This is a genomic window from Pseudomonas sp. GQ91 (assembly GCF_059758795.1).
On sequence record NZ_JCAXED010000020.1, the window covers coordinates 1 to 13964 of the forward strand.

General features: G+C 61.7%; 11 protein-coding genes. All 11 read right to left on the reverse strand.

All coding sequences use genetic code 11. From position 1 onward, the window contains the following. Positions 1-168: 168 nt before the first annotated feature. The 11 genes from nuoN to nuoC all read right to left on the reverse strand — a co-directional run bounded on the left by nuoN (position 169) and on the right by nuoC (position 13950). Positions 169-1632 carry an NADH-quinone oxidoreductase subunit NuoN gene (nuoN, locus tag AC6CIA_RS24030; protein ID WP_339528443.1) on the reverse strand — a complete coding sequence of 488 codons (1464 nt, stop codon included), beginning with the start codon at positions 1630-1632 and terminating at the stop codon, positions 169-171. A gap of 7 nt (positions 1633-1639) precedes the next feature. Then, on the reverse strand, positions 1640-3172 hold the full coding sequence (gene nuoM, locus AC6CIA_RS24035) for an NADH-quinone oxidoreductase subunit M (protein ID WP_498315620.1): 1533 nt from the start codon (positions 3170-3172) through the stop codon (positions 1640-1642). A 49-nt stretch (positions 3173-3221) separates the two neighbouring features. Further along, a complete protein-coding gene (gene nuoL / locus AC6CIA_RS24040) occupies positions 3222-5075 on the reverse strand; it encodes an NADH-quinone oxidoreductase subunit L (RefSeq protein ID WP_339528445.1) in 1854 nt (617 codons plus the stop codon). Continuing rightward, positions 5072-5380: an NADH-quinone oxidoreductase subunit NuoK gene (gene nuoK / locus AC6CIA_RS24045; RefSeq protein ID WP_003174727.1), complete on the reverse strand. Its 309-nt coding sequence runs from the start codon at positions 5378-5380 to the stop codon at positions 5072-5074. Before nuoK ends, nuoL begins: the two co-directional genes overlap by 4 nt. A gap of 2 nt (positions 5381-5382) precedes the next feature. Beyond that, on the reverse strand, positions 5383-5886 hold the full coding sequence (gene nuoJ / locus AC6CIA_RS24050; RefSeq protein ID WP_058415522.1) for an NADH-quinone oxidoreductase subunit J: 504 nt from the start codon (positions 5884-5886) through the stop codon (positions 5383-5385). A 9-nt stretch (positions 5887-5895) separates the two neighbouring features. Next, on the reverse strand, positions 5896-6444 hold the full coding sequence (gene nuoI / locus AC6CIA_RS24055) for an NADH-quinone oxidoreductase subunit NuoI (RefSeq protein WP_003174725.1): 549 nt from the start codon (positions 6442-6444) through the stop codon (positions 5896-5898). Between the two features lie 11 nt (positions 6445-6455). Further along, on the reverse strand, positions 6456-7463 hold the full coding sequence (gene nuoH / locus AC6CIA_RS24060) for an NADH-quinone oxidoreductase subunit NuoH (RefSeq protein ID WP_076016755.1): 1008 nt from the start codon (positions 7461-7463) through the stop codon (positions 6456-6458). Beyond that, positions 7460-10174 (reverse strand): NADH-quinone oxidoreductase subunit NuoG, encoded by a 2715-nt coding sequence (nuoG, locus tag AC6CIA_RS24065; protein ID WP_498315621.1) that lies wholly within the window; start codon positions 10172-10174, stop codon positions 7460-7462. Before nuoG ends, nuoH begins: the two co-directional genes overlap by 4 nt. A 136-nt stretch (positions 10175-10310) precedes the next feature. Next, positions 10311-11669 (reverse strand): NADH-quinone oxidoreductase subunit NuoF, encoded by a 1359-nt coding sequence (gene nuoF / locus AC6CIA_RS24070; protein ID WP_498315622.1) that lies wholly within the window; start codon positions 11667-11669, stop codon positions 10311-10313. Next, the gene (gene nuoE, locus AC6CIA_RS24075) at positions 11666-12163 is read right to left on the reverse strand and encodes an NADH-quinone oxidoreductase subunit NuoE (protein WP_084378057.1); all 498 of its coding nucleotides are present in this window, start codon (positions 12161-12163) and stop codon (positions 11666-11668) included. The genes nuoF and nuoE overlap by 4 nt, the downstream gene beginning before the upstream one ends. 2 nt (positions 12164-12165) lie before the next feature. Continuing rightward, on the reverse strand, positions 12166-13950 hold the full coding sequence (nuoC, locus tag AC6CIA_RS24080; protein ID WP_498315623.1) for an NADH-quinone oxidoreductase subunit C/D: 1785 nt from the start codon (positions 13948-13950) through the stop codon (positions 12166-12168). Between the last annotated feature and the right edge of the window lie 14 nt (positions 13951-13964).

Below are 13964 nucleotides of genomic sequence, written 5' to 3' on the forward strand. Positions count from 1 at the left end.
AGCCCGCTCCCACATTTGACTGAGTTCATCCTTTGGAATGCGATCCAATGTGGGAGCGGGCTTGCTCGCGATAGCAATAGACGCTGCGCCACGCCTCTTGGATCAACCTCTGAAAACGCAAAACGGCACCCGAAGGTGCCGTTCTGCTTACTGCTTGCCGCTAAGCGATCAACCCGCCATCACCGCATGCTGCACCAGGCTGAGCAAGGGTTGCGGGTAGACGCCCAGGAAGAACGCCAGCAGGGCGATTGCCAGCAGCATCACGCCGCCCGCTTTCTGTTCCCAGTGCAGTTCGGCATCCACACGGCGCAGGTTTGGCTCGATCAGGTACAGGGTGACCATTACGCGCAGGTAGTAGAACACGCCGATGGCGCTACCCAGTACCAGGGACGCGACCAACCACCATTCGTGCGCTTCGACACCGGTCGCGACGATGTAGAACTTGCCGATGAAGCCCGCGGTCAGCGGGATACCGGCCAGGGACAGCATCATCACGGTCAGCACGGCGGTCAGGTACGGGCGGCGCCAGAACAGGCCACGGTATTCGTACAGGGCGTCAGCGTCACGGCCTTTGTAAGGCGAGGACATCAGAGTGATCACACCGAAGGCGCCGAGGCTGGTGATCACGTAGGTGACCAGGTACACGCCGATGGCTTCCACCGCCAGGCCTTTGCTCGCGACCAGGGCGATCAGCAGGTAACCGAAGTGGGCGATGGACGAATAACCCAGCAGACGCTTGAGGTTGTTCTGGGTCAGGGCCAGCAGGTTACCGAACAGGATCGACGCGATGGCAATGATGGTCAGTACGTTGCTCAGCACCCCGGTGTTGGCCGCGGGGGAGATCTGGAACAGACGCACCATTACCGCAAACACCGCCACTTTCGAGGCCGTGGCCAGGAACGCAGCGACAGGCGCCGGGGCGCCTTCGTACACGTCCGGGGTCCACAAGTGGAACGGCACCAGCGACAGCTTGAACGCCAGGCCAATCAGCATCATCCCCAGGCCCAGCTGGGCGATTGGCGCAGGCATGCTGGTGGTCGCCAGGGCGTGACCGATACCGCTGAAGCTCAGGCTACCGGCCTCGGCATACAGCAGCGCCATGCCGAACAACAGAAACGCGGAACCGGCGGCCGACAGCACCATGTACTTGATACCGGCTTCCAGCGAGCGCTTGTTGAAGAACGCGTAGGCCACCAGGCCGTAGGTCGGGACCGACAGCAGTTCCAGACCGATGAACAAACCGGCCAGGTGCTGCGCGCTGACCAGCACGATACCGCCGGCCGCAGCCAGCAGAATCAGCAGGTACAGCTCTTCGCGGTTGCCCGGGTAACCGGTGCCGCCTTCACCCAGGTAGGCATGGGCGAGGGTGACGCAGGCGAGGGTGGCAACCAGGATCAACGCGATATACAGCAGCGCGAAGTCATCGACCATCATCAGCGGGGTGACCGCCAGGGGCGCGACCTTGAGTGCCGGGATGATCGACAGCAAGGCCAGGTTCAGGCCCGCAGTGGACAGCAGGAACGTCTGCGAGTGATTGCGGCGCCAGGCGATCGCCAGCATCACCACCACGATGGTGAGGCTGGTGATCAGCAGCGGCGCAAGCGCGATAAAGTGTTGGATCGTGAATTCCATAGCGCTCTTACCGGGCCGAAGCGAGTTGAGAGAAGGCGGTGCTGAACCACTGCTGCACGCCATGCATCGTCGCGGCAGAAGTGTCCAGGAACGGTTGCGGGTAGACGCCGATGTAGATCAGCAAGACCGCAAGACCGAGCACCATGATCAGTTCGCGAGCATCCATCCCTTGCAGGACGGTGTCGGACTTGGCCGGGCCGAAATAGGCCCGGTGGATCATGATCAGCGAGTAAACCGAACCAAACACCAGGCCGGAGGTGGCAATGGCGCTGATCCACGGTGTCTGCACGAACGCACCCATCAGGATCAGGAATTCACCGATGAAGTTACCGGTCCCCGGCAAGCCCAGGGACGCGGCGGCGAAGAACAGGCTGATCGCCGGCAGGTAAGCGATGCGCGACCAGACACCGCCCATTTCGCGCATGTCACGGGTATGCAGGCGCTCATACAACTGGCCGCTGAGGATAAACAGCGCGGCTGCCGAAACACCGTGGGCCAACATCTGGATCACCGCGCCTTGCAACGCCAGCTGGCTGCCGGAGTAGATGCCGATCAGTACGAAGCCCATGTGGGATACGGACGAGAAGGCAATCAGACGCTTGATGTCGGTTTGTGCGAACGCCAGGAATGCACCGTAGAAGATCCCGATCAGGCCCAGGGTCATGGCGATCGGCGCGAACTCGGCCGAGGCATTCGGGAACAGCGGCAAGGCGAAACGCAGCAGACCATAAGCAGCGGTCTTCAGCAGGATACCGGCCAGGTCCACGGAACCCGCGGTCGGCGCCTGGGCGTGAGCGTCAGGCAACCAGGAATGGAACGGCACCACCGGCAGCTTCACCGCGAACGCGATGAAGAAGCCCAGCATCAGGATGTACTCGGTGGTCAGCGACATCTGGGTTTTCAACAGGTCGGCGTAGTTGAAGGTAATCACGCCCGTGTTGTTGAAGTTGACCAGTACCAGACCGAGGATCGCCACCAGCATGATCAGGCCGGAAGCCTGGGTGAAGATGAAGAACTTGGTCGCCGCGTAGATCCGGGTTTTCTTGCCGTCCGAAGAACTGTGACCCCAGAGCGCGATGAGGAAGTACATCGGCACCAGCATCATTTCCCAGAAGAAGAAGAACATGAACAGGTCGAGGGCGAGGAATACGCCAACCACGCCGCCCAGGATCCACATCAGGTTCAGGTGGAAGAAGCCCACATGACGCTGAATCTCTTTCCAGGAACAGAGTACCGAGAGGATACCCAGCAAGCCGGTCAGCAGGATCATCAACAGCGACAGGCCGTCGAGGGCCAGGTGCACGTTGATGCCGAAGCGCTCGATCCAGACGTGCTTGAATTCAAGCGCGAAGGTTGGATCGACACCCGGTGCCGGAGCAAATGAATAGTCGCCATGGCCCCACAGCCAGAGGCCGAGTGCGAGTTCCAGGGACATGGTCAGCAACGCGATCCAGCGGGGCAGGGTTGCGCCGAAGCGCTCGCCCATCCAGCAGAGCAGGCCGCCGATAAAGGGAATCAGGATTAGCCAGGGCAGAATCATGACGGGCTCGTTTCCTTTCGCAAGTTCGCAAAGTGCGCAATGTACATAGTCAGACCGCAACCACGACGATGGCGCCGATCACCAGAACGGCACCGGCCGCCATGGAAGCTGCATACCAACGCAATTGGCCAGTCTCGCTGCGGCTCAGGGCGTTGTGTCCACCCTTGGCGGCGCGCGGGATCAAACCGATGGTCTGGTCGAGCGGGTCTTTGCGCAGTACGTGGCTGATCGCAAGGTAAGGCTTGACGAACAGTTTGTCGTAGATCCAGTCGAAGCCCCAGGCAGCGAACCACCAGGCCGATAGGAAACGGCCAATGCCGCTGTTGGCAACGGCGCTGGCGAAGCGACGCTTGCCAAGGAACAGCATGGCCGCCAGCAGGATACCCGCGATGGCGATGGCGCCCGAGGCGATTTCCAGGCTGTGCTTGGCGTCGCCGCCGGCATGGCCGACGCTTTGTGGCAGCACACCGGCCAGCGGCGGGGTGATCAGGGCGCCGACGAAGGTCGACAGCACGATCAGCACCGACAGTGGCAGCCAGTGGGAGATGCCGTGGCCTGCGTGCGCTTCGGTCTTGGCTTCACCGTGGAAGGTGATGAAGATCAGGCGGAAGGTGTACAGCGAGGTCATGAATGCACCTACCAGACCGGCGTACAGCAGACCCTGGTTACCGCTGGCAAAGGCTTCCCAGAGGATTTCGTCCTTCGAGTAGAAACCTGCGGTGACCAACGGCAACGCCGCCAGTGCCGCGCCGCCGACGATGAAGCTGGCGTAGGCCAGCGGCAGCTTCTTCCACAGACCGCCCATCTTGAAGATGTTCTGCTCGTGGTGGCAGGCAACGATCACCGCACCGGATGCAAGGAACAGCAGGGCCTTGAAGAAGGCGTGGGTCATCAGGTGGAAGATCGCGCCGTCCCAGGCGCCGACGCCCAGGGCCAGGAACATGTAGCCGATCTGGCTCATGGTCGAGTAGGCGAGGATACGTTTGATGTCGGTCTGTACCAGCGCGGCGAAACCGGCCAGTACCAGGGTCACGCCACCCACCAGGCCGACCAGATGCAGGATCTCCGGCGCCAGGGTGAACAGGCCATGGGTCCGGGCGATCAGGTAGACACCCGCGGTCACCATGGTTGCGGCGTGGATCAGCGCCGAAACCGGGGTAGGACCGGCCATCGCGTCCGCCAGCCAGGTTTGCAACGGCAACTGCGCGGATTTACCGACAGCGCCACCCAGCAGCATCAGGGTCGCCAGGGTGATCCAGAAGTCGCCGACCTGGAATTTCTGCGGCGCGAGCACCAACAGTTCCTGGATATTCAGCGTGCCCACCTGTTGGAACAGGATGAACAGGCCGATCGCCATGAACACGTCGCCGATCCGGGTCACGATAAACGCCTTGAGTGCCGCGTTCCCGTTGTTGCGGTTGCTGTAGTAGAAACCGATCAACAGGTACGAGCACAGGCCCACGCCTTCCCAGCCGAAGTACAGGAACAACAGGTTATCGCCCAGCACCAGGAACAGCATGCTGGCGATAAACAGGTTGGTGTACGAGAAGAAGCGCGAGTAACCCGCTTCACCGCGCATGTACCAGGACGCGAACAAGTGGATCAGGAAACCCACGCCGACCACCACGCCGAGCATGGTGATCGACAGGCCGTCGACGTAGAGGGCGAAGTTGGGCTTGAAGCCTTCCACCGACATCCATTGCCACAGCACCAGGGTGTAGTGACCGCCTTCCGGAGGCGCGACGTTGAATTGCCAGATGACATAGGCGGTGACAAGCGCCGACAAGCCAATGGAACCCACGCCGATCAGCGCCGAGAAGTTTTCCGACCAGCGTCCACGGGAGAACGACAGCAGCAGGAAACCGATCAGGGGAAATACGAAAGTCAGAAAGATCATGTTCATCCGCGCATCTCACTGGCAGCGTCGATATCAAGCGTGTGGAAGCGACGATACAGTTGCAGCAGGATCGCCAAGCCAATACTGGCTTCGGCGGCTGCCAGGCTGATCACCAGGATGAACATGACTTGTCCATCCGGCTGGCCCCAGCGTGCGCCGGCCACGATGAATGCCAATGCGGCGGCGTTCATCATGATTTCCAGGCTCATCAACACGAACAGAATGTTACGGCGAACCATCAGGCCGACCAGGCCAAGGCAGAACAGGATGCCGGCGACCGCCAGACCATGCTCCAAAGGGATAGCAGGCATCGTCATTGCTCCTTGGCTTCGTTGCGGCCCAGGTGGAAGGCGGTGATGACTGCGGCGAGCAGCAGCATCGAAGCCAGTTCGACCACCAGCAGGTACGGGCCGAACAGGCTGATGCCCACGGCCTTGGCGTCTACGGTGGTGTGGCCGATGGCCTGGCCGCTCTGGTGAGCGAACAGCACATACAGCAGTTCAGCCAGCAGCAGGGCGGCCAGAATCACCGGGCCGAGCCAGATGCCGGGTTTGAGCCAGACGCGCTCCTGGGCGACCGAAGCCGGCCCGAGGTTGAGCATCATCACCACAAACACGAACAGCACCATGATGGCGCCGGCGTAGGCGATCACTTCCAGGACACCGGCGAACGGTGCGCCGAGGCTGAAGAACGTCATGGCCACGGCGATCAGCGAAATGATCAGGTAGAGCAGGGCGTGCACGGGATTGGTGTTAGTGATCACGCGAAGCGTGGACACCACTGCAATACCCGATGCGAAATAGAAAGCGAATTCCATCTTTCTTCCTTAAGGCAGCAAGCTCTTCACGTTGATCGGCTCGGCTTCGTTCTGTGCGGCGCCTTTCGGCTTACCGGCAACGGCCATACCTGCAACACGATAGAAGTTGTAATCAGGGTTTTTACCGGGACCGGAAATCAACAGGTCTTCTTTTTCATACACCAGGTCCTGACGTTTGAACTCGGCCATTTCGAAATCCGGTGTCAACTGGATTGCGGTGGTCGGGCAAGCTTCCTCGCAGAGGCCGCAGAAAATGCAGCGCGAGAAGTTGATGCGGAAGAAGTCCGGGTACCAGCGACCGTCTTCGGTTTCAGCTTTCTGCAGCGAAATGCAGCCCACCGGGCACGCCACGGCGCACAGGTTGCAGGCTACGCAGCGCTCTTCGCCATCGGGGTCGCGGGTCAGCACGATACGGCCGCGATAGCGCGGCGGCAGGTAGACCGCTTCTTCCGGGTATTGCAGGGTGTCGCGTTTGCGAAAGCCGTGACCGAATACCATCACCAGGCTTCGCAACTGGGTACCGGTACCCTTAACGATGTCGCCAATATATTTGAACATGGGTCAAATCCTCACTGAACCGCGCCCGCTGGCGTGTTCAACAACACAACGGCAGCAGTCACCAGCAAATTGATCAGGGTCAGCGGCAGGCAGAAGCGCCAGCTGAAATCCATCACCTGGTCATAGCGTGGGCGCGGAATGGAAGCGCGCAGCAGGATGAACAGCATGATGAAGAACGCGGTCTTCAGGAAGAACCAGAAGAATGCCAGTTGCGGCAGGATGCCGAACGGTCCGTGCCAGCCGCCGAAGAACAGCGTGACCAGCAGGGCCGAGATCAAGATGATGCCGATGTACTCACCGACGAAGAACATGCCCCATTTCATGCCGGCGTATTCAATGTGGTAACCGTCGGCCAGTTCCTGTTCCGCTTCCGGCTGGTCGAACGGGTGACGGTGAGTCACCGCGACGCCAGCGATGAAGAAGGTACAGAAGCCGAAGAACTGCGGAATGATGAACCACAGGTTCTGCGCCTGGTACTCGACGATGTCGCGCATGTTGAACGAGCCCACCTGCACCACGATGCCCATCAGCGCCAGGCCCATGAACACTTCGTAGGACACGGTCTGGGCCGAGGCCCGCAAGCTGCCGAGCAGGGCGAACTTGTTGTTACTGGCCCAACCGGCGAACAGCACCGCGTAGACCGACAGGCCGGCCATGGCGAAGAAGAACAGCAAGCCGATGTTCAGGTCCGCCACGCCCCAGGTCGGGGTGATTGGGATGATCGCGAAGGCAATCAGCAAGGCGCTCATGGCCACCACCGGTGCCAGGGTGAAGATCACCTTGTCGGCAAACGGCGGCGTCCAGTCTTCCTTGAAGAACATTTTCAGCATGTCGGCGGCGATCTGGAACATGCCGAACGGGCCAACGCGGTTCGGACCGTAGCGGTCCTGCCACCAGCCCAGCAGGCGACGTTCGACGAAGCTGAGCAGGGCGCCCGCGACGACCACGGCCAACAGGATCACGATGGCCTTGACCACCGCGATGATCACGTCGATCACTTCAGGGGTGAACCAGGTCATTGCGCTGCCTCCTGCAGACCGTCAACGGTTTGGCCAAAGATTGCCGGAGGAATGCCGGCCAGGCCTTTTGGCAGTGCAACCAGGCCGGCACCCAACGCTTCGTTGATGCGCAGAGGCAGACGCAGGGTCTGGCCGGCCACGTTCAAGCTGAGCAGGGCACCGTCGTTGACGCCCAGGCGGTCGGCTTCGGACTTGGCCAATGACACATAGGCGGCGGGAATGCGCGCTTGCACCGGCGCGGCTTTGGAAGAGTTCTCTTCGCTGCCGAACAGGTGGAAGAACGGCACGACCTGCCAGGTGCCCGGGGCCGGATTGAACGGGCGCGGTACCGCGGCGAACCAGTTCAGCGCGTCACCCTGGCTTTCGATCAGGCGGGTGCCCGGGTCGCCAGCGCGGATGTGACCACCGACTTCGTCCTGGAACTTGTTCCAGGCTTGCGGCGAGTTCCAGCCTGGAGACCAGGCGAAAGGCACTTGCTGACGCGGTTCGGCCGAACCCGAATAACCTTCCATGGAGAAGGCGAACGCGGTGTCGTTATCTTGCGGAGTGCGTGGCTCGTGCACGCTGATGTCGGCGCGCATGGCGGTACGACCGGAGTAGCGCAGCGGTTCACGGGCCAGTTTCAGGCCCTTGATGCGGAATGCGGCGGACGGTGCGGCGTCGACGATACGCGCCAGTTGCGGCGTGCTGGCAGCACAGGCAGCGGTCACGTGGTCGAGCTGGGTCCAGTCGATCGGCTGGTTGAGCAAGGTCGCGCGCAAGGCATGCAGCCAGCGCCAGCCTTCGTGAACCAGGATGCTGGCGTCCATGTACTTCGGATCGAACACCTGGAAGAAGCGCTGGGCGCGGCCTTCCTGGCTGACCAGGGTACCGTCGCCTTCAGCGAAGGTGGCGGCTGGCAGTACCAGGTCGGCGCGGTCGCTGGTGGCGGTCTTCTGGTGATCAGCAACGATCAGCACTTTGGCGGCGTCCAGCGCGGCGTCGACCTTGGCCGAATCCGTGCGGGTGTACAGGTCGTTTTCCAGCACCACGAGGGCGTCGGCGTTGCCGTCGATCACGCTTTGCAGGGCGGCGTCCACCGATTCGCCACCGAGCATGGCCAGGCCGAGGCTGTTGGCTTCCGGCACGATCAGGCTGATGGAACCGTTCTTCTCGCGCAGCTTGAGGGCCTTGGCGATGTTGGCGGCGGCTTCGATCAGCGCCTTGGAACCCAGGGAGGTACCGGCAATGATCAATGGGCGTTTGGCCGCGAGCAGGGCCTCAGCGATGCGCTTGGCCAGTTCCAGGGCTTCGCTGTCGAGACCTTCGACAGCCGGCGCGCTGGCATCCAGGGCGTGGGCCACGGCGAAACCGATGCGCGCCAGGTCGTCAGGCGCCGCATGCACACACTCTTCGGCGATATCGTCGAGCTTGGTTTCAGCGATGCTTGCAATAAACAGCGGGTTCAACGCGTGCTGGCCGATGTTTTTCACCGCCGCATCGAGCCAAGGCTGGACGCGCATGGCGTCGGCCATGTCCTCGGCCTTGCCTTTTACCGACTGGCGCAGGGACAAGGCCACGCGAGCAGCGGTCTGGGTCAGGTCTTCACCGAGTACGAAGATTGCGTCGTGGTCTTCGATATCGCGCATGTTCGGCACGGGCAGCGGGCTGTCGTTCAGCACCTGGAGGACCAGGCGGATGCGTTCCAGCTCACCGGCTTCGATACCCGAGTAGAAGTGCTCGGCACCGACCAGTTCGCGCAACGCATAGTTGCTTTCGAGGCTGGCACGTGGCGAACCGATACCGACGATGTTGCGTCCGCGCAGCAGATCGGCGGCCTTGTCCAGCGCCGCGTCCAGGCTCAGCTTGGCGCCATCGGCCAGCAGCGGTTGGCGTGGGCGGTCTTCGCGGTTGACGTAGCCATAGCCGAAACGACCACGGTCGCACAGGAAGTACTGGTTGACCGAGCCGTTGAAGCGGTTTTCGATACGCCGCAGTTCGCCGTAACGCTCGCCCGGGGAGATGTTGCAACCGCTGGAGCAGCCATGACAGATGCTCGGCGCGAATTGCATGTCCCACTTGCGGTTGTAGCGCTCGGAGTGGGTCTTGTCGGTAAACACACCGGTCGGGCAGACCTCGGTGAGGTTGCCGGAGAACTCGCTTTCGAGTACGCCGTCTTCAACGCGACCGAAGTACACGTTGTCGTGGGCGCCGAATACGCCGAGGTCGGTGCCGCCGGCGTAGTCCTTATAGAAACGCACGCAGCGGTAGCAGGCGATGCAGCGGTTCATTTCGTGGGAAATGAACGGGCCGAGGTCCTGGTTCTGGTGAGTGCGTTTGGTGAAGCGATAACGGCGCTCGTTGTGGCCGGTCATCACCGTCATGTCCTGCAAGTGGCAGTGACCGCCTTCCTCGCACACCGGACAGTCGTGCGGGTGGTTGGTCATCAGCCATTCAACGACACTGGCGCGGAACGCCTTGGACTCTTCATCGTCGATGGAGATCCAGGTGTTGTCGGTGGCCGGGGTCATGCAGGACATGACGATACGACCACGTGTGTCGTTTTCGTCGGTGTACTGCTTGACCGCGCACTGGCGACAGGCACCGACGCTACCTAAAGCGGGGTGCCAGCAGAAATAAGGGATGTCGAGACCCAGTGACAGACATGCCTGTAACAGGTTGTCTGCCCCATCGACTTCGAGCGCTTTGCCGTCTACGTGGATAGTGGCCATGGTTCAAAGATCTTCGTTGGCCCGGTGTCAGCGGGCGTGGCTAATGGAATCTTGTTATTCATGTGAATCAACACAGCCGTTCAAGGCGTCATCACATGACAAAGCGAAGGGCACGGACCCTTCGCTTCTTTAAGCGTTACGCGCCGACCATGGTCGGCGATACCACCTGATTGAGATCGCCCGCGCGGGTTGGCGCGATACCGGCCTCGAATTCAGAGCGGAAATATTTGATCGCGCTGCCCAATGGCTCCACGGCGCCCGGTGCGTGAGCACAGAAGGTCTTGCCTGGGCCGAGGAAGCCGACCAGACCCAGCAGGGTCTCGATATCACCCTCGCGGCCTTCGCCTTTCTCGAGGGACATCAGCAGCTTGACGCTCCATGGCAAACCATCGCGGCACGGGGTGCAGAAACCGCAGGATTCACGGGCAAAGAACTGCTCCATGTTGCGCAGCAGCGAGACCATGTTGACGGTGTTGTCCACCGCCATGGCCAGGCCGGTGCCCATCCGGGTGCCGACTTTGCCGATGCCGCCTGCGTACATCTGGGCATCCAGGTGCTCGGGCAGCAGGAAGCCGGTGCCCGCGCCGCCTGGCTGCCAGGCCTTGAGGGTGTAGCCGTCGCGCATGCCACCGGCGTAGTCCTCGAACAGCTCGCGCGCGGTGACGCCGAAGGGCAGTTCCCACAAACCGGGGTTCTTGACCTTGCCGGAGAAGCCCATGAGCTTGGTGCCCATGTCTTCGCTGCCTTCGCGAGCCAACGATTTGTACCAGTCGACGCCGTCGGCGATGATCGCCGGCACGTTGCACAAGGTCTCGACGTTGTTCACGCAGGTCGGCTTGCCCCACACGCCGACGGCGGCAGGGAAGGGCGGCTTGGAGCGTGGGTTGGCGCGGCGGCCTTCGAGGGAGTTGATCAGTGCGGTTTCTTCACCGCAGATGTAACGCCCGGCGCCGGTGTGCACAAAGAGTTCGAAGTCAAAACCCGAACCGAGGATGTTCTTGCCCAGCAGGCCGGCCGCCTTGGCTTCTTCCACGGCACGGTTGAGGTGCTTGGCGGCGGTGGTGTATTCGCCACGCAGGAAGATATAGCCACGGTAGGTCTTCAGCGCACGGGCACTGATCAGCATGCCTTCGATCAGCAGATGGGGCAGTTGCTCCATCAGCATGCGGTCTTTCCAGGTGTTCGGCTCCATTTCATCCGCGTTGCACAGCAGGTAGCGGATGTTGATGGATTCGTCTTTGGGCATCAGGCCCCACTTCACGCCGGTGGGGAAGCCAGCGCCGCCGCGACCTTTCAGGCCTGCATCCTTCACGGTCTGGACGATGTCGTCCTGGGCCATGTCGGCAAAGGCTTTGCGGGCGGCAGCGTAGCCGTTCTTGGCCTGGTACTCGTCGAGCCATACCGGCTCGCCGTCGTCACGCAGGCGCCAGGTCAGCGGGTGAGTCTCGGCCGAACGCTGGATGCGGTTGGCCGGGCCGAAGGAAGTCAGGGTCATGGGTAGCCCTCGAGCAATTGGCTGACGCCGGCAGGCTGCACGTCGCCGAATGTGTCGTCGTCGATCATCAACGCCGGTGCCTTGTCGCAGTTGCCCAGGCAGCACACCGGCAACAGCGTGAAACGGCCGTCGGCGGTGGTCTGGCCGAGGCCGATGCCCAGCTTGTCCTGGATCTCGCTGACCACCGACTCGTGGCCACCGATGTAGCAGACCATGCTGTCGCACACGCGAATGATGTGGCGGCCGACGGGTTGGCGGAAGATCTGGCTGTAGAACGTCGCCACGCCTTCAACGTCGCTGGCGGGGATGCCGAGCATTTCGCCGATGGCGTAGAGGGCGCCGTCCGGCACCCAGCCACGTTCCTTCTGGACGATCTTCAAGGCTTCGATCGACGCCGCGCGCGGGTCTTCGTAGTGATGCAACTCGTGCTCGATGGCCGAGCGCTCGGTTTCACTCAAGGTGAAACGGTCTGTCTGGATGAGCGTGCTGTTCATGCTTAACGGTCCACGTCGGCCATAACGAAATCGATACTACCCAGGTACGCAATCAAGTCCGCGACCATCTCGCCTTTGATCACCGAAGGGATCTGCTGCAGGTGCGGGAAGCTTGGCGTACGAATCCGGGTGCGGTAGCTCATGGTGCCGCCGTCGCTCGTCAGGTAATAACTGTTGATACCCTTGGTCGCTTCGATCATCTGGAAGGATTCGTTGGCCGGCATCACCGGGCCCCACGAAACCTGCAGGAAGTGCGTGATCAGGGTTTCGATGTGCTGCAGCGTGCGCTCTTTGGGCGGCGGCGTGGTCAGCGGGTGATCCGCCTTGTACGGGCCTTCCGGCATGTTGCGCATGCACTGGTCGATGATCTTGATGCTCTGGCGCATCTCTTCGACGCGAACCATGCAGCGGTCGTAGGCGTCGCCATTGGCGGCCAGCGGGACCTCGAATTCGAAGTTCTCGTAGCCGGAGTAAGGACGCGCCTTACGCAGGTCGAAATCGCAACCGGTGGAGCGCAGGCCTGCACCGGTGACGCCCCATTCCAGGGCCTCTTTGGTGTTGTAGGCAGCGACGCCGATGGTCCGGCCTTTGAGGATGCTGTTGTCCAGGGCGGCCTTGGTGTATTCATCGAGGCGTTTTGGCAGCCAGTCGACGAATTCCTTGACCAGCTTTTCCCAGCCGCGCGGCAAGTCGTGGGCGACCCCGCCAATGCGGTACCATGCCGGGTGCAGGCGGAAACCGGTGATGGCTTCGATGACCTTGTAGGCGCGTTGACGGTCGGTGAAGGTGAAGAACACCGGCGTCATGGCCCCGACGTCCTGGATATAGGTACCCAGGAACAGCAGGTGGCTGGTGATGCGGAAGAACTCGGCCATCATGATGCGGATGGTGTCGACCTTCTGCGGCACCTGGATGCCGGCCAGCTTCTCGACCGAGAGCACGTACGGCAGGTTGTTCATCACGCCGCCGAGGTAATCGATCCGGTCGGTGTAAGGAATATAGCTGTGCCAGGACTGGCGTTCGCCCATCTTCTCGGCACCACGGTGGTGGTAGCCGATGTCCGGCACGCAGTCGACGATTTCTTCGCCGTCCAGTTGCAGGATGATCCGGAAGGCACCGTGGGCCGAAGGGTGGTTCGGGCCCAGGTTGAGGAACATGTAGTCCTCGTTGGTGCCGGAACGCTTCATGCCCCAGTCTTCCGGACGGAAGCGCGCGGCTTCTTCTTCCAACTGCTGTTTGGCGAGGCTCAGGCTGAACGGATCGAACTCGGTGGCGCGGGCCGGGAAGTCCTTGCGCAACGGGTGACCTTCCCAGGTCGGCGGCATCATGATGCGCGACAGGTGCGGGTGGCCGGGGAAATCGATACCGAACATGTCCCAGACTTCACGCTCGTACCAGTTGGCGTTGGGCCAGATACTGGTCACGGTCGGTACGCTCAGGTCGCTCTCGGACAGCGCGACCTTGATCATCACGTCGCTGTTACGCTCGATCGACAGCAAGTGATAGAACACGGTGAAGTCGACGCCGCTCGGCAGGCCCTGGCGCTTGGTGCGCAAACGCTCGTCCACGCCATGCAGGTCATAGAGCATGACATACGGCTTGGGCAGGTTGCGCAGGAAGGTCAGGACTTCGACGAGCCGGGCGCGCGCGACCCACAGCACCGGCATACCGGTGCGTGTGGCCTGCGCAGTGAAGGCGTCAGGGCCAAAACGGTTATTGAGTTCGACGACCACATCCTGGTCGTCTGCCTTATAAGGCGGGATGTACAGAGCACTGCCTGTAGTCATGGTTTTTTATCGCT

Bases quoted from the DNA above. Each gene is read 5' to 3' on its own strand.
- nuoN (WP_339528443.1), bottom strand. From the start codon at position 1,632: ATGGAATTCACGATCCAACACTTTATCGCGCTTGCGCCGCTGCTGATC.
- nuoM (WP_498315620.1), bottom strand. From the start codon at position 3,172: ATGATTCTGCCCTGGCTAATCCTGATTCCCTTTATCGGCGGCCTGCTC.
- nuoL (WP_339528445.1), bottom strand. From the start codon at position 5,075: ATGAACATGATCTTTCTGACTTTCGTATTTCCCCTGATCGGTTTCCTG.
- nuoK (WP_003174727.1), bottom strand. From the start codon at position 5,380: ATGCCTGCTATCCCTTTGGAGCATGGTCTGGCGGTCGCCGGCATCCTG.
- nuoJ (WP_058415522.1), bottom strand. From the start codon at position 5,886: ATGGAATTCGCTTTCTATTTCGCATCGGGTATTGCAGTGGTGTCCACG.
- nuoI (WP_003174725.1), bottom strand. From the start codon at position 6,444: ATGTTCAAATATATTGGCGACATCGTTAAGGGTACCGGTACCCAGTTG.
- nuoH (WP_076016755.1), bottom strand. From the start codon at position 7,463: ATGACCTGGTTCACCCCTGAAGTGATCGACGTGATCATCGCGGTGGTC.
- nuoG (WP_498315621.1), bottom strand. From the start codon at position 10,174: ATGGCCACTATCCACGTAGACGGCAAAGCGCTCGAAGTCGATGGGGCA.
- nuoF (WP_498315622.1), bottom strand. From the start codon at position 11,669: ATGACCCTGACTTCCTTCGGCCCGGCCAACCGCATCCAGCGTTCGGCC.
- nuoE (WP_084378057.1), bottom strand. From the start codon at position 12,163: ATGAACAGCACGCTCATCCAGACAGACCGTTTCACCTTGAGTGAAACC.
- nuoC (WP_498315623.1), bottom strand. From the start codon at position 13,950: ATGACTACAGGCAGTGCTCTGTACATCCCGCCTTATAAGGCAGACGAC.